Below are 24,402 nucleotides of genomic sequence, written 5' to 3' on the forward strand. Positions count from 1 at the left end.
CTGTGCGGGCATCGGCGACCGGGCCAACCGCGGCATACCGTCGGCGCTCACCGGCCGACCGGGGGCTCGCTCCAGGCGCACGGGACGGCCGGCGACGAACAGCTCGCTGGCTGCCGAGCAGGCCCGTGCGTTTGCTCCGTACCGGGTTCCGTCGTTCGGCAGGCGCAGTCTGGCGTCTCTTCGAAGCCGGACTGGAGCAGGATCCGCCGGGCCGCGGCGTTGTAGCCGGTGGTGGTGATCTCGCCGGTGATGGAGTGTCGGATGGTCATGAACGGCTCTGCTGGTGCTTCAGGCAAGGCGGATCTCCTATCGGTGGTGGCGGGAAGTGGTGGGGCGTTAGGCGAAGGCGAGGCGGGCCCGGTATGAGTGGCCTATTCAGCGCCGCCGTGCTGGGGTGGCTGGTGAGAGGGCGGCGTGGGTGCCTGGCAGGTGGGTGCTCAAGGCGGGCTTCGGTGAGGGAAGGTGGCGGGGGAGTGGAGTGCGGTGCGGAGGGAGCATCGCCAAGGAACCCTCCAAGCCCTCCGCCAGGTGCAGGAGTTCATGGACCACGTGGGCGAACTGGGATGACAGGAGGCGGATTCTCTCGGCTGCCTGCACCCCCTCGCGGGTGTCGAGTGCGTCGGCCCATTCACCGCAGGTGGCCAGGAACTGAGAGAACTCGGCTGCGGCACTGGGAGCCGGGTTGCGGGCGGTGGCTGTGTAGATGGCTTCGGCGAACTCTGAACTGTGCTGGGCATTGGCCACGTCGAGGATGAGGTTTCGCAGCCCCGCCTCCGGTGGCGCAAGGCTCCGGAGGACCTCGGGACGGCCGCGCCGAAGGGTGCCCGGCGATATCGGCGGGGGGAGATCTGTCAGGGCCTGGTCGTCGTTCTCATAAGCACCGATCACCCGCATGTGCGGGCTGTCGATGTCGCCCGCCAAGGCCAGGCAGGTGGGGATGTCCTCGGGGTCCTCTTGGTAGGTCAGCGTGATCTGAGTGCCGGAGGCTTCGAACCAGGACCTGTACGGGGACAGGTAGCCGCGCGTCCGGGCGGCGCGGGCCCACTCGGTGAGCTGGTGTTCCTGCTCCGGCGGAAGCTGTGGGAGCGGTTGTGGGGCAGGTTGGTGAATCAGTTCCCGCAGGAGCATGCTCCGGTCGCCCCAGGTCTCCAGGTAGGGCCACAGCGCCCGGGCCCGCTGCTCGGCGCTCTCTCCGTGCCCGGCGACGGAGAGGAGCTTCTGTACCTGGTCGGCGGCGTAGTCGAGGTCCTCCAGGACCAGCCGCCATCCGGTGTGGTGGCGAGCCGTCGGGAGGTCGTATAGGCGGGTGCGGGCCTGCGCAAGCAGTGTGGCGGTGTGCGGCAGCAGGACCTGGGCGCCGTACTCGGCGAGGGCAGCGTTGCGGCGGGCGAGGGAACGCTGGAGCGCGTCGCGGTCGTGGAGTGCTCCTCGGGACGTGTAGAGCCGGTCGGCTTCCTCCGCGTGAGCCGCACGCAGTTGCTCGTACTTCGCCTGAAAGAAGGTCAAAGCCTGGTCCGGATCGTGCGGGGGGTCAATGGGCGGCGTTTCCAAAGGGCGATCCTTGCGGTCAGGGCCGACGTGGTGACTGGCTGGCGGGGTAGGCGGGAGTGAGTGCAGCAGTCCGCGGAGCGGAGTGGTCCGTCGGTGGCGATGAGGCTGGGGCCGAGCGTGACCGGATGGTGAGCCGCAGCGAGGATGCGGGCGGCGTAGCACGCCTGCTGGTTCTCCCAGGTGCGGCCCCGGTCGAAAAGCAGATGCCACCACCAGCCGCGTATCGCAGCGTGTGCTTCGAAGCCGGCCCGGCACAGGACCAACTCAGCGAATGGGCCGATGGGGCCCTCGACTGGGACCGGTCCGCCAAGCCCGCGGACGAGCCGGATCTCCTTCTCGGGGGAGCGTCGCGTGCCCGGTGGATGTACGGATCGTCAGCGATCATGACTTAGCGGCTTCGCCCACTGGGGGAGCGCGATGCCGTCTGGAGGCGGGGTGTGGCGGCAGGGGCCGGGCTGGCGAGGGTGACTGCCGACGGCGCAGGGCGGCGCGCGGTGTGGGCGGTCGCAGCGCGCGCGATGCGCACGAGTCGCTCGTTGTGTGCCATGCCCGGGGCTGCGCCGCTCAGGTCCGGAGTGAGCAGGGGGTCGAGGACATAGTCGGCCTGGACCCGGATGCCGAGGTTGCGGATGTCGCTGACTGCCTGGCGGGCGCGGCGGATGCCGTCCTGGCTGGGCTCGGTCAGACGGTGGAGGTCAGTGCCCGGGACAGGCTCGAACATCACGCGCTCCAGCAGCCAGGTCTTCAGGTGCTCTGTCAGCGGGCGGCCGGATGCGGCGACGAAGCCGTATGTGGGGTGGGTGCCGATGTACAGGTGCGGCAGTTCGGAGGACGTGGAAGCCTCAATTCTGTTTTGCATGCGCCCAGTTGAGCGACAGGAGGGGCGGTCGCGGGGGCCGCGGAACGCGGTTCATCGGCTGGGGCCGCCGGGAGTGGTGCTTGGAGGCGTGGGTCGAAGCGATGCGCTCGCGGTGGGCGCCGAGGGGGTCGGCAGCTGCTGGACGCGCACGTGGGGGTGGAGCGCGGGTGGCAGGGAAGTCGGCATTGCGCGGACCGCAGGGGAGTCGTCGAGGACCTTGTCCAGGGTGGCATTGACGATGGCAGGCGGGGTGTCCTCGGTGAAGGTGATGCGCCACAGGGCCTTCATTCCCAAGCTGCGACCGGATGCCCCGATGTGCCAGGAGACGTCGGGATCGGCGTCCAGCTGCAGGGTGCTGCCGTCCCGACGGTTGGCCACGGTGACGATGCCGTCAGCGGAACCAAGCATGAAGAGGTCCTCGCCGGCCTCCAAGGCCCAGGAGTCCTCGTCGATGTCCAGAAAAATAGGCTCGGGGCCGGGTCCGCCGTCCAGCCCGTAGACGATGTAGTCCGGGTCCACGTCGAGTACGTGGTGCACCTGCAACGTCAGGTGGAGCAGGTACTCGACCGGCACAACACCGCTGAGAACGGCCCGCCAGCGGTCCTTCCCGTCAAGGCCGCTGCGAGCGGAGATCGTGAGGTGCTCACCGGTCTGTTGGGCCTGCTGGTCGTGTCGGATGACCACTCGGTCGCACGGACTGGCCACGGTGAGCATGCGTTCGGATTCGTGGGCCTTCCATCCGGAGACCTCGGCGAAGGCGTGCAGGTACGTGCGGTGGTCAGAGGGTGGAGTTGCCGCCAGGTAGTGGGGACTCAGAGTGACCCACTGCGGGCCGGAGTCGGACGATGGCGTGGTGATGGCGTGCTCCTCTAAGTACACGAGGGAAAGGTCGGGTTGGGGCGTCATCGGACCCGTGGCGAAGGCGGGGCGGTGCGGAAGGGTGTTTCGGCCAGGCGGACGTGCAGTCTGGCAGGCCCGCTCCGGCGCTCAGGGAGTGTCCCGCGGGAGGTCTTGCGCAGTCGGGCAACGGTGGCGCCCAAGACTTCGCGAGCCTGCACGTACAGCAGGGCCGCCTGTTCGGGGGACGGGGCGCGCAGTACGCCCTCGTACAACCGCCCGGCGGAGGGCCGGGTGTCGGGCGCAACCTGAGCTGCGGCTTTCCCCAGGAGGGTCAGGGCGCGGGTGATGCCGTCCGTGGCTTCCAGGAACGGATCGAGCGAGCCGGGCACCGGAGGGAGGGTATCCGCATCGCTGCGGGCGCGGGCCCACTCTGCGGCGTACACGAGGTGGGCGGCGAGCAGTCCGATGTGATCAAGCAGCACACCCGGCAAAACACTTCGGGCGGAAACAGGGAAGTCGCCGGCGAGTTCGTCGAGTCGTCGTACGAGGTACCCTGCTGCTCCTTCTTCGACGAAAGCCGTCACGCTGGAGCCTTCTCGTGGTCTCCGTGAAGCGCCAGCAGGGCGGTGGATAGGCGGCGCCCCTGCTGCCAGGCGAAGGTCCTGCACTGCTCCTCGTACTGGTCGAATGCCGGTCCTCCGGCCGTCATCTGCGCGGGGTGCTTTCGGTAGAAATACACCACGTGCGGGAGCAGTTCCCCGGCGGACAGTGACGTCACCGTGTTCACCATGAGGAAGTCCTCCCCTTGGGGCAGGCCGCCGTGCCCGCCGGCCGCCCGCACCAGGTCCGTGCGGGCCAGCAGCATGGTCTGCCCGAGCGGGATCGGCGAGTGCGGCGACGACCAGTACCGCGTCACGTCGCCGGGACCGTGCGGCCCTGGGGGCGTGGGGCAGTACCAGGTGGTGGCCGTGCCGTCCGGGTAGAGGTCCGCACTCCACCCGGCGACCCAGCCCAGACCAGTTTCCGTGATGCGTTCATAGCGCACGGCGAGGCTGTCGTCGGGGAGGACATCGTCGTCGTCCACATAGGTCACCAGGTCGGTGTCGACGAGGTTGAGTGCCAGGTTGCGCGCCGCACCTGCGCCGACGGGGCGGGGCAGCGCCAGGACCCGGACGCGCGGATCGGCGGCGAGCGGGGCGGGCAGGTGCCCGGGGTCTGCGCCGTCCAGGGCGATTACGGCCTGCCACGGGATGCTCTGCCGGGTGAGGCTGGCGTGCATTTCGACGAGGTAGCCCAGGCGTTCCGGCTTGAGCTGGGTGGCCATGACGACGGTGACCTGCGGGCGGGAGGACGTGGAGGACAGAGTTCTCTCCGGGAGGGTGAGGAAGTGGGAGGTGGGTGCTTCTACCCGCGCGGGCCGCGGGGGATGGTGAGGACGGCCAGCCACGCAGCTCCGCAGGCGACCACGACACCGACGGTCTGCCAGGCCCCTGTCAGGAGGGTGAGCGACAGGGCCACCGTCAGCGTGACGACGCTGGCAAGGACGGCCAGCTTCGTGTCCGGTTTGGAGGGTTCGTTGCCGAGAGGAATGGAGGACGTCCTTTACGAGAAGGGGGCGGTGAGTCAGCGCTGGAGACGCGGCGGCGGGACGCCTTCCTGTGGCGCGGGCTCCGCCGGGGAGGCGTGCTTCGGCTTCTTGCCAGGTGTGCGGGCGAATGCCGGAGAGGCGAGGTGCTCGGCACCCTCTTCGAGGACCTGCTGGGCTCGCCGCAGGCTGCGCAGCGCTGCGGCGTGGCCGAGCTTGTACCCGAGCTGTCCCTCGGGGAATCCGTCCGGGCCCAGCACGGCGTCCTTCGTCAGGCTTTGAAACGCTGTGGCCATGTGGGTGGAGGCTCGGGCACAGTGCGCGTACGCGCCGGTCACACAGAGAGCGAAGTGCTGTCCGGCCGGTGTGGCACCGTACTCGGCGGGCAAGCGCTGCAGTTCGTAGAGGATGCGATCGCCCAGGTCGTGGACCCTGCGGACCTGCTGGAGCAGGGCCTCTCTGTGGGTGGGGCCGACTGGGAGGTCGAGGAGCTGCTTCGCCAGCGCGTGCTGGACGTCGCGGGCGCGCACGCCGAGCAGGGTGCCGAGCGGGGTTTCGAGATGCTGGCTCACCGGGTCCGCCTGTTGGTGGCGTGAGCGGTGAGAGGAACCGAGGCTGGAAGGTGTCGCTGCGGCGTGGTCGTACGAGGAAGGACGGCGCCGTAGGCGGAGCGGAGGTGTGCTTCGTCTGCCCATGCGAGTGTGTCGCCGAGGGCCGTCAGCGTTTGTGCGGCGGACCGTACGCTGGCGGCGAGTACGGGCTCCTGGTGGTGTTCGTACTGGGCCGCGGCTGCTTTCAGGAACTCGTGCAGGGCGCCCAGCGCGCTCGGTCCGTCGCCGAGGACGGCCTCGACCACCGCGTGCAGTTGGGCGCTGGTGCGTGCCTGCGGGAGGGCGTCGGTCCACGCGGTGATGCTGTGTCCGGCTTCCGGCAGCGAGAGCTTCTGCAGGAACGGTGCTGCGTCGTGCTCGGCCCAGCGGTAGAGCTCGTCGATGGACGGGGTTGGGGGTGCGGGGGCGCTGGGGGGGAGATCGGGGGGCAGTGGGGCTCCAAAGGAGGTCGAGGGAAGCGTGGTCAACGATGTGCCGGGCGGGGCGTTCGCACCGACGCGGATTGCGCGGCCACCGTGGTCGACGGCCCACGGTGTGAACGCCGGGCCGGGGCGGACCAGTGGCCGGGGTGGTCGCTGAACCGGGCGAGCGGGTCGTGGTCCCACCGGATGAGAGGCCCGCGTGCAAGATCTTCACCGAGGGCGGGGTTGATCACCTCGATGCCCTCCGGCCGGACGACGAAGACCCAACCGACCTCACTGTCCAGGACGTTCGCCTCGTCGATTTCCATCCGCTTGGCCGGAGCCCCGGCCTGGGTCAGAACGCCGGCCATCTTCGGTCTGTAGTCGAGGTCCGGGTTGGCAAGCGCGTCGCGCAGCCGGTCGGGTGCGCCGAACAGCAGGTCGTCTCCGAGGTACTCCCATCCGACCTCTTCGATGTCGATGAGATACGAGGCGAGGGCGTCGTGGTCGCCCCCGAACCGGTAGGTCTGCGCGGTGAGGAGAAACGGCAGTTGGACGCTGGGAACGCCGTCGTAGTGGACGTAGATCCCGGTGAACCCGGTCTCGGTGGGGCGGGCGATACAGGACGGTGTGGACAGGGGGCTGCTCCTAGCGGCTGGTGGGGTGGTCGGCCTGCGGCTCAGACGCGGGTGCGGGGCCCGGATACGTCGGTACGGGCACAGCTGGTGTCCAGGAGCCGAGCTGGCCCGCTGCCGTGCGGCACGGTGGCCGCGTCGGCGCACAGGAAGGTGAACTGGATGGCGGGGAGCGGCTTGGTGCCGAGCCACGGCTCGTCACGCTTCTTGGGGATGAGCCCCAGTCCCCGCTGGGTGACCGTGTCGGTCTGGGTGTGCGTGTGGGAGAAGAGGACGAGCGTGCCGCCATCAGCGGTGCGCAGCGCGTACGTCGGGTCGGAGGACGCGGCACCCGCGAAGGTGGTGCGGGCCTTGTCCCCGTAGCCCTTGCCCGCAGTGGCGTGGATCTTCACCTGGCGCTCGCTCGCCGAGGTCGGCGTGAGGATCTTCTTCGCGTCCTGCTGCCCGCCCGTGGCGTAGTTGTCGATCACGGCGGCCTTCAAGGCGTCCGGCTTCGTGGGCAGGCCGTTGGCATCCACGGCCGTGGCGAACCCGTTCCCGTCCAGCGCGATCTTCGGCACCGGCTGGTCGACGAGCAGGACGCTGGAGACGGCCTCCCACCGCTGCTGCGCGGGCCGTTCCGCGAAGACCGTGAACCAGACGTCCGGGCCGACGGTGGTTGCGGCGGCGAACCAGCGCGGCTTGCTATTGGTGGCGAACGCCGACTGCGGGGCGATGCGCGGGATGTAGAGCTGGGCGGCGGACGGGCCGGTCGGCAGCGGGTACGGGGCGCGTTCCTTCTCGGGCACGCCCCGGTTGCCCTTGATCCGGGCGAGCGACTGTGTGAGGAGCGGGCCGTCCTCGACGGTGTCGAGCAGAGCGTTGTCGAGCGACGTGTACGCCTTGCGTGAGGTCTCGGCGTGGCGGGCGACGATGTCCCGTGCCTGTTCTGGGCTGAGGGCCGGCGGCTCCTGGATGACCTTTGCCGCGGGCTTGGAAGCAGCCGGGGTCGGGGCTGCGTCGGGGGCGGTGGTGCCGCAGGCGGAAAGAAGTGCGCACAGGCCGGCGGCGGTCACCGAGAGGGCGAGACGGGGAACATTGAGCGGAGGGATGGGGAAGGCTCCTGAAAGGTGGGGTGCGGGGGTCAGCGCGAGCGGTTCGGTCGGCCCGAGGCAGGCGGCGGGGGCGCGGGCACAGAGGCCGGTGGAATCCGGGCGGCGGGCTGCAGTCCGTGGCCGAGGGCGTGCATTCGCTCGACGGCATCGCTGAGGTTGCCCAGGCAGTCTCGGATGTCGAGGGCAGCGTCCTCGAAATCGGCGCAGAGGTCGAAGCCGTCGTCGTGATCGGACTCTTTGGCCTTCTCCCCTGTGGCCTCGAAGAACTCGGCGACACGGGCCAGCAGGCCGTCGGTCGGTTCCAGGACGTGATCGAGGAGCGCGGCGGCCTCACCGGAGGAGTTCGCATTGCCCAGGTGGTCGATCAGGGCCAGGAGCTGACGGCCGAGGAGGTAGTGGCCCGCTGGGTCGCTGGGAGTGGTGGTCCCCAAAAGGGGCGGCAGGACGGCATCGGCGTGCAAGGGGATGCGGCGGGTCATCGTGAGTGGGTCCTTGCTTTGGGCGGTGCCCCGGCGCTCACTCGGGAGGCCAGCGGGGAAGGGCGCGGACTCCCCGCCCTGGGGCGGGGGAGAGGAGGGCTCGACCATGTCGGCGAGGTGGCGAGGTACGGGCGTACCCAAGGAGAGATGCCCCGCTGGTCGCGGACCAGCGGCGTGGGATCCGTGACGACGCGGTGGAATATTTCAACGAGGCAGCGCGGCACGGTGGCGCTGAAACTCGCCGTCCAGCCCTCGCGCCCCGTCGGATCACCCGCGCCGAAGGCCCATCCGGGGGTGTAGGGCCCGGGCCCGCCAGGCGGGGAGGGCTCCGCGTCGTAGGAGGCCATGTTGTCGGGCGAGGCGACGTGGGTGCCGGGTGCATTGGCCAGGGGGCGCCAGCCGAGGGGGAGGGGAAGACTGACATCCCAGTCGGCGTCCGAGGTGAACAGTGCGTCGGGATCCTCGGCAAGGATGCGAGGCAGGGCTTCGACGACCGCGGTCACGAACTCGGTCGGGACGGTGGAGTCCATGGCGATCCGCCACAACGGCGGCCCGAGCGGATACGCGCTCGCCACGATCTGGACGGGATCTTCGTCGGGGATCTCGAGAACCCAGCCGACCTGGATGCGCAGGCAGGGGCTCGAATACACGAAGGAGACGTGGTCGTCGGAACGCACGCTCCAGCCGTGGCCGTCCAGCGGGGCGAAGAAGGCGCCGACGTAGTCGTCGGCCTGATGCCCGGCGAGATAGCGCGGGCTCACCCAGACGTCGGTGTCGGAGGGCGTGGCTATGTGGAACTCCGTTTGTGTCGGGATCAGCGTGTGCGGCCAGGCGGCTGCGGGATCGGCTGGCGGGGGAGGAACTTGGCGGCGAAGCGCGCGATCGCCCGGTGTTCCTCCAGCAGACGGTTAGCTGCCGTGAGGCTCTCGGCGGCTCGGCGCAGCCCAGCTCCGGCATCGGCGCAGTCCAGCAGCAGACGTGCCCCCCGAGTTCGGGCCGCGTGCGATTCCGGGGCTGGCGCGGGAGACAAGCTGGTCTCCACGCTTCGGGTGAACAGGTGGGCGGCGGAGGTCGCCTCCGCCGCGGCTGTGGAGAGGTGGCGGTGCGCCTTGGCCTCTTCGCGGGACTTGGCTTCCGGGGTGTCTGTCAGGGCAACGGCCAGGCGAACCGCGTTCTGTGACAGCTCCAGGGCCGTGGCGGCGTGGTCCAGAAGTTGCGGGACGGGTGGAGCTTTCGGTTCACGGGGTTCTGCCTCGCCGAGCAACTGCAGCGAGAGGCTATCGAAGGCGGCCATGAAGTCGGCGGAGAGCTGCTGCAGTTCGTCGGTCATCTGTGCGGGAGTGGCTGAGGTCATGTCACCTAGGTCATGGGGTAAGTAGCGGCGGACCGGGTGTCGCTCACCGGCCCAGCGAGTGAGCCGGGACGGGATTCGGCGAAGCCGTGGGCAACGTGTTGTTTTGCCGAGGTGGGCTGACGGCCGGCCTGGCGAGCAACCCGAGTCGGGCGAGGTGCTGATCGAGGGCCCGGATCATGCGCCAGGCGCTGCCTCCGTTGCGTGCTTCGGGCCGCTCGGGGGCAGTGGAGTCGGGTGAGGACGTGGAGTCGTAGATCACCTCGTACGGAGCCTGGTCGTCCTGGTGGTGGGTCACGATCCAGCCCTCGGGGTCTCCCGCTGGGCGGTCGGATCCTGTCTCCTGCGGTGGGGCGATGATCAGGAAACTGCCGTCGGGGAGTGCTACGTGCAGGATGTAGGCGCTCAGGCCGTACTGGATGTCGCACTCCAGCCCCCTCGCCCGTAAGGGAGTGGTGATGCGTTCGTGGCGGCGCCAAAGTTCCTGCCATCCCGGGTCTTGTACGTATCGGTGTGTGGGAAGTGGCGCGAGCGGCAATTCGAGACCAGGCGCCGAGCGTTTGGAAGGGTTCTTCGGAATCGGGCCCAGCTTGGTGGTCAACGGATGCCCGTCCTCGGCGAAGGCCCTCTGCGAGGCGGGGTGGTTGGCGTTGTGTGCTGTGGGGCTTCGGCGGAGGCCAGACGCAGTGGCGCAGATGAGCTGACATCGGTGGCGAGGCCGAGTGCCGCTGCCTGTTGATTGAGGAAGGTTTCGAGTTCCGCGACGATGCCGGAGACCCGCAGGTACCGGACGCCGAACCCGTTGTTGTGGTGGATGTAGCCGTTGAAGTTGACTTCCCCGTCGATGTACCAGTGGTGCTCTCCCAGGAGCCGGGACATGTGGCGCACGGTGGGCCGGTGGTCGGACCGGAGGCTGGTTTCGAGGCGGGCGTACAGGCCCTCGCGGAACCCGCCCAGGGGCTCGGGCTCTTGGCGGTACTGCATGTCGTGGACGGACGCGAGGACCGTGAAGGTCACGTCACCGGCGGGGAATTCGATCTCGATGGGTGTGCTGTCGGTCATGGGCCCCGGGAATGGAGAAGGTGGGCTTACGCCTCGTCGAATGCGAGGTCGTCGTGGGTCCCCTGCTGGTAGTGAAAGACGACTTCTTCGAGTTGGGCGAGCCGCTCGCAGGACGGGTGGAGGCGAAGTGCGTGAAGGTCTTGTCTCCTTCGGCTACTTGAATCTGGGTGGATGTGTGGTGAGCCAAGGGTCCTCGGAAGAAGGGGCTGGGCTTGTCGTCAGTGGCTACGGCCGCCCCTGTGTGAGGTGGGCGCGGGAGGGGGGGAGCGGACGTGCGGGGGCAGCCGAATATCGAAGGTTCACCCCGATTCCGATCGCGCCGAGAGCGTGCGCGGCAGCCTGCACGCGGTCCGCGCCCGATCTGCCGTTTGCGTCTACGGCCACGAGCGTCACAAGCTCTCTCTTCCTCACCGAGTCGACGAAGCCGTAGGTGTAGAGAACGTCACGGACCTCAGGAGACAGCGTGTCGGAGCGCGTGCCTATCCAGCCGTCGGGTTGAGCGGTGAAGGTGACGGCGTCGCTGACCCGGGGCGGTTCTGGCGGCAAGGGGCGCTCAGGGTGGAGCTGGGCACCGTGACGGATCGCGGCGAGAGCACCCTGGTAACGCGGGAGCACACGGCGCGCCACCGTGGCTGCGGCGCGGGCCGGATCGGTTGCTGTCGTGATGCCGTTGGGCGCTTCCGCATACCGGAGATGGTGGTGGGTCACCGCCGGGACGATGGGGCTGACGGCGAACTTTGCAGCGTACGGGTGGGCGAAGACCGCAAGGCACTGTTCGCCGGGCCCGTTGAGCTCCACGTGGCCGCCGAGGTCGAAGTTGCCGGTGAGCCAGTGGATGTTGCCGCAGTCCCACACCGCGTTGTCCAGCGGGTAGGAGTCTGGGGCGTGCGGGTGGTATTGGACGGACCAGGCCCCGGGGAGACGGCTGGCGAGCTGGGCGCTGAAATCGATCAGTGAGGTGATGGCCGGGGCGTCAGGGGCGGGTGTGCTGTTAGCCATGGGTCCCTGTCATAGAGGGGGGCGGGCTACGCCTCGTCGAATGCGAGGTCGTCGAGGGACCCCTGCTGGTAGTGGAAGACGACTTCTTCGAGTTGGGCGAGCCGCTCGCAGGACGGGTTCTCGCGGAATGCGTCGGTACGGTCGAGGGCGTACCGCTGCTTCTCTGCCTCGGCGCTGATGACACGGACGGTGTTCCGGGACGAGACGCGGGCCCACTGGGTCGTGTCGGTGGGGGTGGCGTCCTTCATCCAGACCCAGATGCCGTTGCCCAGCCGGAGAATGCTCTCCGGGTGATAGAGCCCGCCGGTCTTGCAGTGACGACGCGGGCTGCGGCTCTCGCCGAAGTCGCGCACCATGGCCTGGGCGGCCTTGTCGTAGACGGCCGCTCCGTGCACCTCCTCGCTCTGGCGCAGGAGTGCGGACAGCGTGACCTGGAAATCCTCCGTACTGATACGCCCGTTGTCGGCGGTGACCTGTGCGGCAGCTTCGAGGATGAGTTTCCGCAGGACCGGGTCAGATTTGCGCTTCACGGAAGGTCACGCTCCTTCCATGCCGATGCCATCTCGGCCAGAGCAGACTGGGCGTGCTGGATGATCTCGCGTGTCACGGCACGTCCGGGCGGAGCGAACTCGGGGTCGTACAGTGCGAAGGTACGGCTGCCGCGGATCTGAGCGAGTGAGGGAAGAATCTCGCACAGCAGTTGCGTGGCGACTCTGCGCTGGCGCAGGCCCTCTTCCACTCGCACCTGCCGCTCGGCCAAGGCGCCCTGCAACGACAGCTCTCCTTCGACCACTCGGTCGGCGAGCGAGGGGTCCTCGGCGCGAAGCCGGGCAAGCTGCGCTTCTGCGGAGTCGCTCTGCGCCTTCTTCTCCCGAGCGGTGCTGTAGGCACTGTCCAGGCCCATGGCGCCGTTGATCACAGCATCCACGAGGTCGGGTGCGTATTGCCAAACGATGCTCGCTCGTCCGATCACGGCTCGGCCTACGCCGAGTTGCCCCCCAAGGTCGCGGACTGTCTGTCCCGTTTCGGGACACGGGGCTTGTCCCGACTCGGGACAAGCTGTCTGTCCCGTTTCGGGACAGAGCTCGTACCCCATGCTCGAACGGGCCTTCACGGTGATCATGGCGGCCTGGCCCTTGGTGAAGCTGCGGCGCTTGAGGTTGACGGACAGGCTGTAGGTGCTGGCGGCTTCGCCGTCGTAGGTAACGAACGCCGGTTCGATGGCGAGGCGTTCGCACGCTGCGAGCCGCCCGCGGCCGTCGAGGATGCGGCCTTGGCGGTCCAGAACGATGGGCTGCAGGAGCCCGTTCTCCTGGATGTCTTGGGTGAGGACGGCGAAGTCGTCCTCGTCGAGTTGCGGGATGAGGGAGTTGGTCGGGTGGGATTCGATAGCGATGTCCTGGGTGAACGCAGTGAGTGATGTGACTGGTGTGCCTGGTGGGGTGGACGGGGTTCTAGTGCATGCGGGCGTCCGTGTCGAAGAGCATCCGTTCCTGCTCGTGGAGGAGGTGTTGGACGATGAAGCTCCGGCCCGCGACCTTCCATAGCCCCCGTCCTCGGTTCAGGTGGGAGATTGCTTGGGTTTCGACGCTGGTGAGGCCGAGAAGGCCGGCGGCGGCGTGGATCTGGTCGGTCTCCTGGCGGTAGACGATGCGGGTGCTGCAGTCGGCGAGCAGTCCTTCGGCGAGTGCGCGCCCCCGGGACCCGGCGTCGCCTGCGGTGAGCAGGTCGGAGAGGCGGTGGATCACCATGAGGTTGGCGATGCCCAGGCCGCGGGAGAGCTTCCACTGCGACTGCATGCGTTCCAGCAGGGCCGGGTGGCTCATCAGCCGCCATGCCTCGTCGTAGACGATCCAGCGGCGCCCGCCTTCGGGGTCGGTGAGCGCGGCCTCCATCCAGGCGGACGCGCACGTCATCGCCAGGACCAGGGCGGTGTCGTCGCCGTTGCTGCCCATGCGGGAGAGGTCGATGGTCAGCATGGGGCTGGTCGGGTCGAAGACGGCGGTGGAGGGGGCGTCGAACATGCCGGCGAGGTCGCCGTGCACGAGCCTGCGCATGGCGTGGGCGAGGTCGCGGGCTGCTTCGCCGAGGTGTCCGGAGACGGTGCCGCCGGCCATGTCGAGCACGGCGGGCTGGTTGAGGGTGTGGGCGATGTCGCCGAGCAGCGGGGTGCGTCCGGTGGCGGCGGCGTACTGGACGACCGCGTCCAGGCTGACGTCGAGCGCGGTGTGCTCCATCGGAAGCAGCGCGCGTCCCAGGACGGTGCGGGCGAGTGAGCCCAGGAGCAGCAAGCGGCGCTTGCGGACTTCGTTCGCCCAGTCCTCCTGGGACACGCTGGGCGGGCAGGGCGCGGCGTCGAGCGGGTTGAGGCGTCCGGCGAGCCCGGGGCCCAAGGCGATGGAGGTGCCGCCCAGCGAACGGGCCACCGGGGTCCACTCGCCCTTGGGGTCGCACGGCACGTAGATGCGGTAGCCGAAGGCGACCGATCGGAGGGCGAATGACTTGGCGAGGGCGGACTTGCCCATGCCGATCACTCCGGCGAGCAGGATGTTCGGGTTGGTGAACCCTTCCAGGCGTCCGTAGAGGGCGAAGGGGTCGTAGGTGAAGGCCGCCTCCGCGTGGACGTCGCGGCCGATGTAGATGCCTGCGGCGCCGAGTCCGCCTTCGGCTAGGAAGGGATACGCCCCGGATGCGGTGGCGGTGGTCATGCGGTGGGCGCGGAGCTTGAGGCGGTTGCCGCGTGCGGAGGCCGGGCCAGGGCGCCCGGCCAGGGGATAGACGGGGGCCGGCATCTGGGCCTCGGTGGCATCCTGCGCTTCGGGGTGGGCGGAGGCGGCCTCCCGGGCCTTGGCCGCTGCTTCGGCGAGCTGCTTGCGGGCGGCCCGGCGCCCGGCGCGGTCGGTGGCGTGCGGGGTGAACAGCGGTGAGGCGCTGGTGCGGCGGGTGGCTCGACGGCTCATCGGCCGCAGTGGGTGGTGTGGCCGTGCAGCGGGGTGTCCAGGTCGCGGGCTGTGGTCTTGCGGCGGATCGCGTGGGCGGAGGAGACGTGGCGCTGGCAGATGGTCAGGAACGGCGGCCCCTCGGGCAGGCGCTCGGGGCGGCACTGTTCGGTGTGGTCCGCCGTTTCGGCGGGGGTGGGCGGCAGGACGTGGAAGGCGTCGTGGACGGCGGTGGCGGCTTGCCAGAGCCGGGTGTGGGCGGTGGCGAGGTGGCTTCCGGCGGCGGGGTGGGGGAGGCGTGTGGGTTCGGCGAGCTGGTCGAGGAGCCGGTGCAGGGCGGTGAGGTGGCTGTGGAGCACGTCGGCGTGGGCGCGGTCTGCCGGGACGTCCTGCGGCGACGCGAGACCGCGTGCGTGGTGGTGCAGGCCGGCGGTCGCGGCGCGGAGATAGGGATGGGCCGCGCTGGCGAGGGAGCGGGAGGTCAAGGGGGTGGGATGTCCTTCCTGCCGAAGCGGCAGTGCGAGAGGAGGCGGCAAGCAGAGATCAGCGCGGGCGGCGTGAACCGGCTGGACGCGGCGGCACGTCCGGAGCGATCGGGGCGGGGATACGGACGGTTGCGGTACGCGCCTGCTCCTGGCGGAGGTCCGTGTACATGCCGGGTGCTGCGATACCCGCGTGACAGCTGTGCGGCAGGAGGGTGGGCTGGTCCAACACGCCGTTGCGGGTGGGGTATTCCAACTCCGCCCACTGCCGGAACACAGGCAGCGCGGAAAGGGACTGCCAGGCGTCCGTGACGTCGGTGCCGTCGACGACGAACAGCCACACGTCGTCGACTTCGTGGTGGGCGGGGCCGGTGACAGCGAGTGTGAAGGCGCGGCGAGGGGGATGGGGGACGAGCTGCTCCAGCCGCGAGACCAGGGCGACGAGCGTGTCGCTGGCTTCGAGGGCCGTGTCCCAGCGGGCGTCCTCGTATGCGCGTTGCTTGTCTTCGATCACGTAGCCCTCGGGGTCGCGGTACTGGTCGAGGACTTCTTGGTGCCGATGCAACATCGCGCGCAGGGGCGGGAGCAGGTCCTGCAGCTCGTCGAAGAGGTGCGGGGGTGCGGACGCCGGGCCGACCGGCGGGTTCGCCGTCACAGGGCCGTCCTGGCGAGCGGCAGGGCGCTCAGGGTGAAGGCGTCGGGCTGTTGGAAGTGCAGGCGCCTCAGGTCGACCTGGGCGGTGACGGCGGCGGTCTCGATCTGGGCGCACGCGGCGTCCAGGAGGGCGTCGGTCTCCGCGCTGACGGTGAGGAGGCCGGTCAGTGCCACGTCGGCATGGCCGGCGATCAGCTGGCGTTCGCGGTGTTTGACGTCGGTGTATTCGACGGTGTCCTCCTCGGAGTCGACCATGCCGCGGCGGCGTCGTTCCGCTGCGTCGGCGAGGATCGTTGCCTTGCGGCGCTGGACGTCGCGCAGTGCCGATTCCAGCTGCTGCGGTGCGTAGATGAGGGAGAGGGTGCGGCGTACGCCGGTGCTGTAGAGCAGGCCGTGCAGGAAGCCGCCGCCGGTCTCGGTCCTCGGCCAGTTCTCCACCCAGAAGGTGGCGTGCCGGGCGGAGTCGGTAGCGATGCGGTCGCTCTCCTCGACCTGCACGACCGGCCCGGCCGCAGCCGGATCGGCCTCGGCGGCCCCGTCCGGAGACCACTGCTGCAGACCGGCGAGCGCTTTCGGGTCGTACGCGGTGCGGATGACCGCGGACACCTCGCGGGCCGACAGCCAGCCGGTCACGGTCAGGCCGCTGGAGCGGGCGGCTTGGGCCACCGAGGCGGTGACCTGGGCCATCACTACGAAGGCGCCGGGGAGCCCGCCGCCCGCCTGGGTGATCAGGCGTTTGGCGGCCTTGAGGTCGAGGGCGATGGCGAGGTACGTCTCGTGCGGCGCGGCGGCCGGGCCTGCGGAGGCGACGAGGTCGGCGTACACCTGACCGGCGACCGGAGCCTGGGGGTGTCCCTGCTGGGCCCAGTGCCGGCTGAGGGCGTCGCCGCTGTCGGGGACGGTGCGCTCCAGGACCTGCACGGTGGCGATGTGACCGGAGCGGGCGATGCTCGCCAATGCCCTTCCCCATCCGGCGATGTGGGAGTTCTGGGTGGCTGGGTCCAGGAGGGCGAAGGCCCGGCTTGTGACGCGGGCGACGGCGGTCAGGGTGTGCTGGTGGGGATCGTGGACGGCGGCGGCTTCGGAGCCTTCCGGCGTGACCACCCGCAGGGCCGCCACCGAGCCGGGCAGGTGGAGCAGGCCGTCCACGCGCGGGCGGGAGACCGGTCGGGCCAGCCACAGGGTCTGGCCGGTGCGCCGCCGGTGCGCGTACCGGGCGACGATGGGCGCCCAGTCGATGAGCGAGCGGCCCTCGCGGCGTACGGCGACCAGGACGCCCACGGCGATCCACAGCGGCAGCAGGGCGACGGAGCCCAGGAGACCGAAGACCATCATGGTGGCCAGACAGACCGCCAACGAAATGCCGACGAGGGTGAGTTGGGGGAGGGACAGGCCGAGGAGGATGCCGCGCCGACTGCGGTGCGGGAACTTCACCGTGAGCGGGACAGCGAGATCAGCAGACAACAACGGGACCGTTCGACGGGCGGCAGCGGACGCCGGAGGCGCCCAGAGCGTGGGGTACGCCGCGAAGCGGGCGCACCCCACGGGACTGCCGTGCAGGAGGGGCGGGGGTCAGGTGCCGGTGGGAGACGGCGGCGGGGCGGCAGGGCCTACGGCCGAGCTGGTGTCCGAGGAAGCGGGCGTGCTCGGCGGCGGGGAGGCCGACGCACGATCCCCCCACTGGGGACCGTTGGGTCCTGCGCCCGAGGACGGCGGCCCACCGGTCTGCCCAGAGGCGTCTTCCTGCGGGCTGGTCGGCGGCGGTGTGAACGCCTTCTTCAGCGGGTCCGCGCCCGAGGCGTCGTCGTCCCCGCTGTTCCCGGTGGGGTGGGCGGCGATGTCGCCGGGGAACTGTCCTGGAACCTCCGGGCCGACGGCGTCGGCACCGGCTGCCGCTCCTGCTCCGCCGGAGCCTGCGGTCGCGGAGGCGGAGGCGGCCTTCTTGGCGGCGCGCTCGGCGTACTGGCGGGCCACCTGGCTACCAGCGCCACCTGCACGGTGGATCTCTTCGCCGTTCGCGCCCTCGGTGGCCCAGTGCACGAACTTGAAGGTGGCGTAGGGGCACAGGCACACCAGCAGCATGATTACGATGCCGGCGAGTACGTCGGACAGGGCCTGGGCGCCGTCCTGGGCCCGGGTGTTGCCCAGGGCGCTGATGCCCAGCAGGAAGACGATCGTCATGAGCAGTTTGGAGAAGACCAGGACGGCAGTGGCTTCGATCCAGCCCTTGCGCCAACGTCGGGCGACTTCCCACCCGCCGCCGGCCCCCGCGAACACTGCCAAGGTCACCAAGATCAGAATTCCGACCTTGCGGACGAGCATGACGCACCAGAACATGAAGACACCGACGGCCGCGATGATCGCGCAGAAGGCCGTGAGCAGCCAGCCGGAGGTCGACAAGGAGGCGATTCCGCCGAGCATCACGACGCGTCCGACCGCCTCCTTCATGGTGGTGTCGGCTGCGGCGAACAGCCCTGCGCTCAGGGCGTCGGTCAGCTCGATCGCCACGGTGGTCAGGGCGATGACGCTGAAGCTGAAGAGGACGCCGCTGGCGGTGCCGGTGAACGCCTGGGCCAGGGCCCGGCCGTCGCGCTTCATGGCCGCGCGGACGAGCTGGGCAATGAACGTGCCGACCAGGACGGTCAGCCCGATGGGCAAGATCAACTCGTAGTTCTCGCGGAACCAAGCGGCATTCAGGTCGATCGCCGTCGTCTTGTCGATCGTCTCGGCAACCATCTCAACTGCGGACGAAGCCATTTCACCGGCCGACTTGGCGATCCAGCTGCCGATGCCCTCCGTGATGGACCCGCCGGGGTCGGATACGAAGTCGATGGCGTCCGCGGCGCTGCACACCGAGTTCACGACGGGTATGTCGCAGAAACCCATGGGGATACCTCCTTTCTAGAGGCGGTGCGTCAGGGTGCGACGTGGGGGGCGACCGCGACGAGCGCACAGTCGTGGGACGGGCGGCACTGGACGGCGAGCGTGATCGAGCGGGTCTCGGCGCCGCCTCCGCCGCCCTTCCAGGCGAGCTGCTGCTTGCCGGTGACGGTCACCGCGTAGACGGACGAGGTGGTCAGCGCGGCGGGGTCCTTGGCGAGGGCGGCCTTGAATACGGCGGGGAAGTGCGACTCGGCTGCCTGTGCTGTGGCGTACTGGGCGTTGTCGCGCATCCGTGTCCACAGCACCGGATCCGGGATCTGGGAGGCCAGGGAGGGCCAGTCGGCGTACTTCGTGTCCCGGGTCATCCACCGGGCCATGCCGGCGAGGTGCTGGTCGCGGGTGGTGGAGCGGGCGTCATAGGACCAGAGCATCTGGGCAGCCGCCTTGGCGTACGCCAGCGGGTCGCTGATCTGCGGCGGTGGGGGGACCGATCCGGTATCGGCGGGCTTTGGGGCGGAGGGGGCCGGTGACGTGCTGGGGGACGCGGATGGTGGGGCGGCCTCCTGGTCGCCGCCGGTGCGGGAGGTGAGCCATGCGAGGCCGGTGGCAAGCCCCAGGAGGACGAGCAGGGCGAGTGCTCCGGCGAGGAGGCGCCGGCTGGTCGGCCACGACGCGGGGGAACGGTAGGCGGGGATACGAGCGCGGGAACGTTTCGCCACCGCTACTGGACCAGCTCGCCGAGGGCGGTGAGGCCGACGACGAGTCCGTTGGCGGCGCCCAGGCCGATAGCCACTCCGCAGGAGACCATCGCGCCCTTCTTGCCGTTGGCTTCCGTTTGGTGACCGCCTGAGTGATGGCCCCAGGCCCAGACGATCAGGCTCACGCACAGGCTGCCGACCACGGCGATGATCGCGTACATGTTGATGGACGAGACGATGTCCTTCAGAACCTGCAGCCCCGGAAGGCCCCCGTCTCTCGGTGAGATGCCGGGGTCGTAGGCGAGGTAGGAGTGGACGAGGCGTTCGGCGAGGGGGACGGCTATGACGGGGGCTCCTTGCATACGCAGGCCGAAGGGCCGTACGGAGATCTGAAGAGAGAGGGGGGAACGCACTCGAACGCCCGGTCACGACAGGTGAGATGGGCGGGCGGTTCAGTCGCCGACCACCCGGCGGACCGCCAGGACAGTCCAGTCCTTGACTGCCTCGATCCGTACCGGCTTCGTGGTGCGCGGCGCGTTGATGACCAGGCCCTGGCCCAGATAGAGACCCACATGTTCGGGCACTGCGGCGGTGCCGCGGCTGAACAGCAGGTCCCCGGGCTTGAGCGCGTTCGCGTTCACGGGCTTGCCCTCGTTGACCTGGGTGTACGTGGTGCGGGTCAGCTTGATACCGGCCGCGGCGTACGCCTGCTGCATCAGCGAGCTGCAGTCGCACCGGCCCATCGGATCGGGGCCGCGCGGGGCCGTGCAGGTGCCGCCCCATTGGTAGAGCGTGCCGAGCTACCCGAAGGTCCACCGGATGGCCTGCTGCACCTGCGGGGGAGCGTCCTTGGGGATCTTGTATCCCTTCGGCACCGTCCCCTCGGGAATGGGGCCGAAGGTACTTCCGACCCGACGGGCGACGCGTCCGCACCCCTGCTCCGAAGAAGGCGGGTCGGACACTTCGGTGGCGTCGGTCGTGCTGGTGGTGTTGGGGCGGAGGGGCTTGGCGAGGGTGCGCTGCAGGGCGCGGGCGAGCGGCTCCCACGTGGCGTACGCGTCCGGGAACCCGCTCTTCTGCACGCGCTGAGCGGCCTGGGTGACGGTCAGCTGCTGCCACCCGGGAACCGCGAGCAATGCCTTGTAGAACGCCTTCGCCGCATGGACGGGGTCGCGGACTTCCTCCGCGGAGCCCCACCCCTGGCTGGGGCGCTGCTGGAACAGGCCGAGCGAGTCACGGTCGCCGTGCGCCAGGTTGCGCAGCCCGGATTCCTGCAGCGCTGTGGCCAGCGCCACGACCTGCCCCCGCTCGGGGACTTGCATGGCGATGCCGGTCGCGACGATCTTCTGCGCGAATGGTATCTGCACGGTGGGGTCGGACAATCCGGGGACGGGAGTGCCCGTGCCGGTGCCCTTGCCCTTGAGGAGGGCCTTCACCTGCTGAGCGACCTGGTCGGAATCCGAGGTGTCGGCTGCGGCGCACGTGGTGGTGGAGGAGGCGGTGGAGGGGCCGCTGCCGGCGGCGGCCGTAGCGGCGGCACCGGCGAGGAGAAGAGGGGACAGGCAGAGCACGCCGAGGGCGGCGACTAGCCCTTTCAACCGGGGGCGTCAGCCGTCCGGCGGGAACCCGGGGAGGAGTGCGGGCATGGATGTCTTATGGGCGTCCTTCGAGGGGAGCGCGGCGGAGGCGCGAAAGGGAGGCGAGCACCCGAGGGCTGGGCGTAAACGCCTGTATGAGGTGAGTTGTCGTGCAAACCGCATCAGGGCGCGGTCAAGTCACAAGAGACACGTATGACTCCGGAAGACGAAGAAGGTCAGGGGAAATGGCGGAGGCGGGTCACCGCCGGGCCTGGAAAAACACTAAGCGCCGATTCCTGATTGACGAAAAAGTGAGCTACGGCCAGGCCCATTCCGGGCCCGGCACCTACCCTTTGAAGATTCCCGGCACCTTGCCCCGGGCCCGCAGGACCTCTGTGTCCGCGTGCGGCCGGGCAACACCTCTACGGTGACCGCGAAATTCCCCCTCAGCCCCTCTCAGACGAGGCTCCTTCTTGACGTACTCCCTCCACCAGGGCGACGCGCTGAGCGTGCTCGCCACCCTCCCCGACGGCTGCGTCGACAGCGTGATCACCGACCCGCCGTACAACAGCGGCGGCAGGACAGCGAAGGAACGCACCTCCCGCAGCGCGCGGCAGAAGTACGTCTCCGCCGACGCGAAGCACACGCTGCCGGACTTCACCGGCGAGAACATGGACCAGCGCTCCTACACCCGCTGGCTCACCCAGATCATGACTGAAGCCCACCGCACCACGAAGGTCGGCGGCACCGCCTTGCTCTTCACTGACTGGCGCCAACTTCCCGCGACGACCGACGCGTTCCAGGCCGCCGGCTGGCTGTGGCTGGGCATCCTGACCTGGCACAAGCCCCAGGCCAGGCCCCAGAAGGGCAAGTTCCGCCAGGACTGCGAGTACATCGTGTGGGGCGCCAAGGGCAAGATCGACGCGAACCGCAATCCCGTCTATCTGCCCGGCCTCTACAGCGCCTCCCAGCCCTCCGGCAAGGCCCGCCGCCACATCACGCAGAAGCCCGTCTCGGTGATGCGCGAGCTGGTCAAGATCTGCCCGGAGAACGGCACCGTCCTCGACTTCACCGCCGGATCGGGCTCCACCGGCGTCGCCGCCCTGCTGGAAGGCCGCTCCTTCATCGGCATCGAGCGCACCCGCGAGTACGCCGAGATCGCAGCCGACCGTCTCGCCGAAACGGTGTCCCAGACCCTCGCCCAGGACGACTGCACCCTGGCCGCATAACACCGCGACGGGGCGCGCTTCCCGTCGCGCCCCGTCGCACCCACCTCATTCCCTACGAGACCCAGGAGTTCCTTGGTGCCCGAACCCGTCGACCCTCGCGACGAGGACGAACTCGAACCCGTCCGCTTCCCCGACAGCGAGCTGGAAACCCTCGAAGCGTCCGTACGCCGCCTTCTCGACCAGCCCACCACGCCTGCCACAGCGCGGGAGAACGGGCCCGTGGGCCCGCCGCCGAGCCTCTCGCCGTTCGCCGGATTTCCCATGACGATGCCGCCGCCGGCCCCTCCCGCAGCGGAGCCCCGGTTCATCCTCACCCTGGACGGCGAGGAGTTCGAGACCGAGCTGGACGCCCTCGCGGACTGGGTGCACGACTTCCTCCTCGACACCTACGGCGCGGAGATCAGCACCGCCGCCCCCTGGTGCCAGCAGTGGCAGGAACACCTTGACGTCGTCGGGTGGCTGCACTCGCTGTGGATGGCCTACCAGCAGCACATTGACCCGGAGGCCGGTCTCGCGGGACCGGCCGTGTGGCACAGGGACTTCCTCACCCACACCATGGCCGCCGTCCGGGCCCCCAACGGCCCGCTGTCGGCCTGCATGACCGACGCCGACCGCCCCTCCCACCGGCTCCTGGCCACCCCTACGGCCGCCACTGTTAAGCCCGCCGCCACGGAGGCCAACGCGACGGAAATGGATCTCGCGGCGTGATCGACGGTACTCCTCGCTATGCGCTCTCCATGGACCCGCGGGCTCTGGAGGACCTCCTCGAAGCCCCGCGCGACGTATGCGATTTGGCCCTCGCCCAGCTGCAGGACGTCATCAACGGAGAGCTGCGCGGAGGCAAGCTGCTCGGCGACCTGTCGGGCTACCGCAAGCTCTACGTCGGCTACCAGGCGGCATGGCGAATCGTTTACGGCCTGCGCCCGGCAGACAGCCGCTCCACCCATGCCACCGAGGTGCACGTCGTGGCAATCCGCCCCCGCGACCAGGGCGAGGTGTACGACCGGGCCGCCGCCCGGATCGGCCGCCCGCGACGGCCCACGAGTGCTCTGGCGCACGCTGCGCGCGCCCGCTCCCCGCAGACAGCCGTCGCCCGACCGTCCCCGCTGTCCCTGCCCGCCGTACGGCCCGGTCTCCCCACACCCGCGCCTGCCTCGGTCCCCGCACGGGGGCCTGCCCGTTGACCTCATCTCGTCCATCGGCGGACCTCGTTAGGGCGCCCGGCGGTGCTCAGCTACCGCGGTGCGGCGCCTCGTGCCGCTGACCCGCCGCTCTGTCTCGATACGGCGGGCAAAGCGCACGGACTGGGACGCGGTCGACGGCCTCCACCGACGTTGCACGGAGGAGTCCTTGCACCAGCGCTGGGGAAAAGCGCACGTGCGCCGCCGCGACTGGCAGCGGCTCCTCGCGCACGCGGACTGCTGGATCACCAGCACGCCGAACGGCCAGGCCGTCGCCCTGTCGTCCCTGGGCCGGATCCAGTGCCATCCGGGTGTCGTCGACCTGGGCATCCAGGTAGCCGACGCCCACCAGCGACAGGGGCTCGGCAGCCGCCTCCTTCGGCATGCCGCCGAACAGGCCCAGGCCGGCGGCGCGCACACGCTCAGCACCTACACCCACCTCACCAACACGGCCATGCTCCGCCTGCTACGTCGCCACGGCCCTGTCACCGAACGACGTGATGGCCCGCACCTGGAAGTTCACCTGCGTCTGGCCGGACACGCCCCGGCTCCCGCACGACCCAATCGCCGACCCATGGGAGCTGAATCCGATCCCCACCAGCCCACCCCCGCCCGCAGCCAAGCCCCGCACGGACCTCGATCACCACATCGAAACGGTCACTGGGCACCCCGTCGCCACCCTGTGGACGCAGCACGATCACAAGCTGCTCACCCCGCTTGTTGACCGCCTCGTCGACGCCCACCGCTTGCTCGCCTCGGCTGAAGTCGACGTCGCCTTCCACCGGGGCCGACTCGCCCGGTTGCTCAGTGGTGAAAACCCTCTCGATGAAGCTGCCTTCGTCCTGATTGAGCGCACCCTGCGCCACCTGAAGCAAGCTGCATCCCTCCATGATCGCCGCCGAGCAGAGACCGTGGCACGGCTGGAGGAGGTGAAGCAGTCCACTCCCCGCCCGGAGCGAGCCGAACTGCCCGAGCTGGCACCGCCGGACTTCGCCGCCCTGCTGGCCATTTCCCAAGGCGCGACCCTTCGGCAGAACCTGCTCACCCAACGGACCTACGCCCGAACCGGGTTCGGCACGATCGGCCAGCTCGTCGTCGAGTTCCTCGAAGGCGAGGGCCTGGTGGAGCGGGACACCTCCCACCCGCTGCAGGCCGGCCAGCCTCTGACCGTCACCCCCACCGGACGCGAAATCCTCAGCGGTACACGCCGCCCCGCACCCCCTGCTGCCCGACCGCCCGTACCGGGCTTCACCCGCCCGCCTGCCAGCCGGGCCACTCGCTGACCGCCGCCG

At 69.7% G+C, this 24,402-nt stretch carries 29 protein-coding genes and 3 pseudogenes; 5 read left to right on the forward strand and 27 right to left on the reverse strand.

Annotated elements, in window-relative coordinates:
• Positions 1 to 47 precede the first annotated feature (47 nt).
• From ACQPZG_RS31700 to ACQPZG_RS31830, 27 genes and pseudogenes are all read right to left on the reverse strand, one after another.
• Positions 48 to 269, reverse strand: a complete 222-nt coding sequence (locus tag ACQPZG_RS31700; RefSeq protein ID WP_433549118.1) for a hypothetical protein — start codon at positions 267 to 269, stop codon at positions 48 to 50.
• Positions 270 to 375: 106 nt separating this feature from the next.
• Positions 376 to 1,506: a hypothetical protein gene (locus ACQPZG_RS31705; RefSeq protein WP_433549119.1), complete on the reverse strand. Its 1,131-nt coding sequence runs from the start codon at positions 1,504 to 1,506 to the stop codon at positions 376 to 378.
• A 433-nt stretch (positions 1,507 to 1,939) separates the two neighbouring features.
• The gene (locus ACQPZG_RS31710; protein WP_433549120.1) at positions 1,940 to 2,410 is read right to left on the reverse strand and encodes a hypothetical protein; all 471 of its coding nucleotides are present in this window, start codon (positions 2,408 to 2,410) and stop codon (positions 1,940 to 1,942) included.
• 51 nt (positions 2,411 to 2,461) lie between these two features.
• A complete protein-coding gene (locus ACQPZG_RS31715; protein WP_433549121.1) occupies positions 2,462 to 3,289 on the reverse strand; it encodes a DUF317 domain-containing protein in 828 nt (275 codons plus the stop codon).
• A gap of 23 nt (positions 3,290 to 3,312) precedes the next feature.
• Complete coding sequence (locus tag ACQPZG_RS31720) at positions 3,313 to 3,834, reverse strand: hypothetical protein (protein ID WP_433549122.1); 522 nt, start codon at positions 3,832 to 3,834, stop codon at positions 3,313 to 3,315.
• On the reverse strand, positions 3,831 to 4,574 hold the full coding sequence (locus ACQPZG_RS31725; RefSeq protein ID WP_433549123.1) for a glycosyltransferase: 744 nt from the start codon (positions 4,572 to 4,574) through the stop codon (positions 3,831 to 3,833). The genes ACQPZG_RS31720 and ACQPZG_RS31725 overlap by 4 nt, the downstream gene beginning before the upstream one ends.
• 299 nt (positions 4,575 to 4,873) lie before the next feature.
• Complete coding sequence (locus ACQPZG_RS31730) at positions 4,874 to 5,407, reverse strand: hypothetical protein (protein WP_433549124.1); 534 nt, start codon at positions 5,405 to 5,407, stop codon at positions 4,874 to 4,876.
• On the reverse strand, positions 5,404 to 5,913 hold the full coding sequence (locus ACQPZG_RS31735) for a hypothetical protein (RefSeq protein ID WP_433549125.1): 510 nt from the start codon (positions 5,911 to 5,913) through the stop codon (positions 5,404 to 5,406). Before ACQPZG_RS31735 ends, ACQPZG_RS31730 begins: the two co-directional genes overlap by 4 nt.
• Complete coding sequence (locus tag ACQPZG_RS31740; RefSeq protein WP_433549126.1) at positions 5,910 to 6,629, reverse strand: hypothetical protein; 720 nt, start codon at positions 6,627 to 6,629, stop codon at positions 5,910 to 5,912. The genes ACQPZG_RS31735 and ACQPZG_RS31740 overlap by 4 nt, the downstream gene beginning before the upstream one ends.
• The gene (locus ACQPZG_RS31745; RefSeq protein WP_433549127.1) at positions 6,527 to 7,537 is read right to left on the reverse strand and encodes a hypothetical protein; all 1,011 of its coding nucleotides are present in this window, start codon (positions 7,535 to 7,537) and stop codon (positions 6,527 to 6,529) included. Before ACQPZG_RS31745 ends, ACQPZG_RS31740 begins: the two co-directional genes overlap by 103 nt.
• Positions 7,538 to 7,605: 68 nt before the next feature.
• Entirely contained in the window at positions 7,606 to 8,055 is a 450-nt protein-coding gene (locus ACQPZG_RS31750) for a hypothetical protein (RefSeq protein WP_433549128.1), read from the reverse strand.
• Complete coding sequence (locus ACQPZG_RS31755) at positions 8,052 to 8,816, reverse strand: DUF317 domain-containing protein (RefSeq protein ID WP_433549129.1); 765 nt, start codon at positions 8,814 to 8,816, stop codon at positions 8,052 to 8,054. The genes ACQPZG_RS31750 and ACQPZG_RS31755 overlap by 4 nt, the downstream gene beginning before the upstream one ends.
• A 53-nt stretch (positions 8,817 to 8,869) precedes the next feature.
• Positions 8,870 to 9,385 carry a hypothetical protein gene (locus tag ACQPZG_RS31760; RefSeq protein ID WP_433549130.1) on the reverse strand — a complete coding sequence of 172 codons (516 nt, stop codon included), beginning with the start codon at positions 9,383 to 9,385 and terminating at the stop codon, positions 8,870 to 8,872.
• Positions 9,386 to 9,452: 67 nt separating this feature from the next.
• A complete protein-coding gene (locus ACQPZG_RS31765) occupies positions 9,453 to 10,007 on the reverse strand; it encodes a hypothetical protein (RefSeq protein WP_433549131.1) in 555 nt (184 codons plus the stop codon).
• Entirely contained in the window at positions 10,004 to 10,468 is a 465-nt protein-coding gene (locus ACQPZG_RS31770; protein WP_433549132.1) for a hypothetical protein, read from the reverse strand. Before ACQPZG_RS31770 ends, ACQPZG_RS31765 begins: the two co-directional genes overlap by 4 nt.
• Before the next feature lie 225 nt (positions 10,469 to 10,693).
• Positions 10,694 to 11,467, reverse strand: a complete 774-nt coding sequence (locus ACQPZG_RS31775; protein ID WP_433549133.1) for a hypothetical protein — start codon at positions 11,465 to 11,467, stop codon at positions 10,694 to 10,696.
• Between the two features lie 26 nt (positions 11,468 to 11,493).
• Positions 11,494 to 11,997: a hypothetical protein gene (locus ACQPZG_RS31780; protein ID WP_433549134.1), complete on the reverse strand. Its 504-nt coding sequence runs from the start codon at positions 11,995 to 11,997 to the stop codon at positions 11,494 to 11,496.
• The gene (locus ACQPZG_RS31785) at positions 11,994 to 12,395 is read right to left on the reverse strand and encodes a hypothetical protein (RefSeq protein ID WP_433549135.1); all 402 of its coding nucleotides are present in this window, start codon (positions 12,393 to 12,395) and stop codon (positions 11,994 to 11,996) included. Before ACQPZG_RS31785 ends, ACQPZG_RS31780 begins: the two co-directional genes overlap by 4 nt.
• Positions 12,396 to 12,692: 297 nt before the next feature.
• Positions 12,693 to 12,863 (reverse strand): annotated as a pseudogene (locus tag ACQPZG_RS31790) (ParB N-terminal domain-containing protein); the annotation flags it as partial.
• 58 nt (positions 12,864 to 12,921) lie between these two features.
• Complete coding sequence (locus tag ACQPZG_RS31795; protein WP_433549136.1) at positions 12,922 to 14,427, reverse strand: ATP-binding protein; 1,506 nt, start codon at positions 14,425 to 14,427, stop codon at positions 12,922 to 12,924.
• Positions 14,424 to 14,891: a DUF6238 family protein gene (locus tag ACQPZG_RS31800; protein WP_433549137.1), complete on the reverse strand. Its 468-nt coding sequence runs from the start codon at positions 14,889 to 14,891 to the stop codon at positions 14,424 to 14,426. Before ACQPZG_RS31800 ends, ACQPZG_RS31795 begins: the two co-directional genes overlap by 4 nt.
• A 58-nt stretch (positions 14,892 to 14,949) precedes the next feature.
• Positions 14,950 to 15,543, reverse strand: coding sequence for a hypothetical protein (locus tag ACQPZG_RS31805; RefSeq protein ID WP_433549138.1), 594 nt, complete (start codon positions 15,541 to 15,543; stop codon positions 14,950 to 14,952).
• On the reverse strand, positions 15,540 to 17,006 hold the full coding sequence (locus ACQPZG_RS31810; RefSeq protein ID WP_433549139.1) for an SCO6880 family protein: 1,467 nt from the start codon (positions 17,004 to 17,006) through the stop codon (positions 15,540 to 15,542). The genes ACQPZG_RS31805 and ACQPZG_RS31810 overlap by 4 nt, the downstream gene beginning before the upstream one ends.
• 108 nt (positions 17,007 to 17,114) lie before the next feature.
• Positions 17,115 to 18,428, reverse strand: a complete 1,314-nt coding sequence (locus ACQPZG_RS31815) for an SCO6881 family protein (protein WP_433549140.1) — start codon at positions 18,426 to 18,428, stop codon at positions 17,115 to 17,117.
• Positions 18,429 to 18,457: 29 nt separating this feature from the next.
• Entirely contained in the window at positions 18,458 to 19,144 is a 687-nt protein-coding gene (locus ACQPZG_RS31820) for a hypothetical protein (RefSeq protein WP_433549141.1), read from the reverse strand.
• Between the two features lie 2 nt (positions 19,145 to 19,146).
• Entirely contained in the window at positions 19,147 to 19,485 is a 339-nt protein-coding gene (locus ACQPZG_RS31825) for a DUF6112 family protein (protein ID WP_433549142.1), read from the reverse strand.
• 90 nt (positions 19,486 to 19,575) lie between these two features.
• A pseudogene (locus ACQPZG_RS31830) lies at positions 19,576 to 20,721 on the reverse strand (C40 family peptidase).
• A gap of 452 nt (positions 20,722 to 21,173) precedes the next feature.
• Here ACQPZG_RS31830 and ACQPZG_RS31835 point away from each other — a divergent pair.
• The 5 genes and pseudogenes from ACQPZG_RS31835 to ACQPZG_RS31855 all read left to right on the forward strand — a co-directional run bounded on the left by ACQPZG_RS31835 (position 21,174) and on the right by ACQPZG_RS31855 (position 24,393).
• Positions 21,174 to 21,929 carry a DNA-methyltransferase gene (locus ACQPZG_RS31835; RefSeq protein WP_433549143.1) on the forward strand — a complete coding sequence of 252 codons (756 nt, stop codon included), beginning with the start codon at positions 21,174 to 21,176 and terminating at the stop codon, positions 21,927 to 21,929.
• Between the two features lie 75 nt (positions 21,930 to 22,004).
• On the forward strand, positions 22,005 to 22,637 hold the full coding sequence (locus ACQPZG_RS31840) for a DUF4913 domain-containing protein (RefSeq protein WP_433549144.1): 633 nt from the start codon (positions 22,005 to 22,007) through the stop codon (positions 22,635 to 22,637).
• On the forward strand, positions 22,634 to 23,113 hold the full coding sequence (locus ACQPZG_RS31845; protein WP_433549145.1) for a type II toxin-antitoxin system RelE family toxin: 480 nt from the start codon (positions 22,634 to 22,636) through the stop codon (positions 23,111 to 23,113). Before ACQPZG_RS31840 ends, ACQPZG_RS31845 begins: the two co-directional genes overlap by 4 nt.
• 193 nt (positions 23,114 to 23,306) lie before the next feature.
• Positions 23,307 to 23,531 (forward strand): annotated as a pseudogene (locus tag ACQPZG_RS31850) (GNAT family N-acetyltransferase); the annotation flags it as partial.
• 79 nt (positions 23,532 to 23,610) lie between these two features.
• On the forward strand, positions 23,611 to 24,393 hold the full coding sequence (locus ACQPZG_RS31855; protein WP_433549642.1) for a hypothetical protein: 783 nt from the start codon (positions 23,611 to 23,613) through the stop codon (positions 24,391 to 24,393).
• Positions 24,394 to 24,402 lie beyond the last annotated feature (9 nt).

The organism is Streptomyces sp. CA-294286 (assembly GCF_050947155.1).
Classification (GTDB): Bacteria; Actinomycetota; Actinomycetes; order Streptomycetales; family Streptomycetaceae; genus Streptomyces.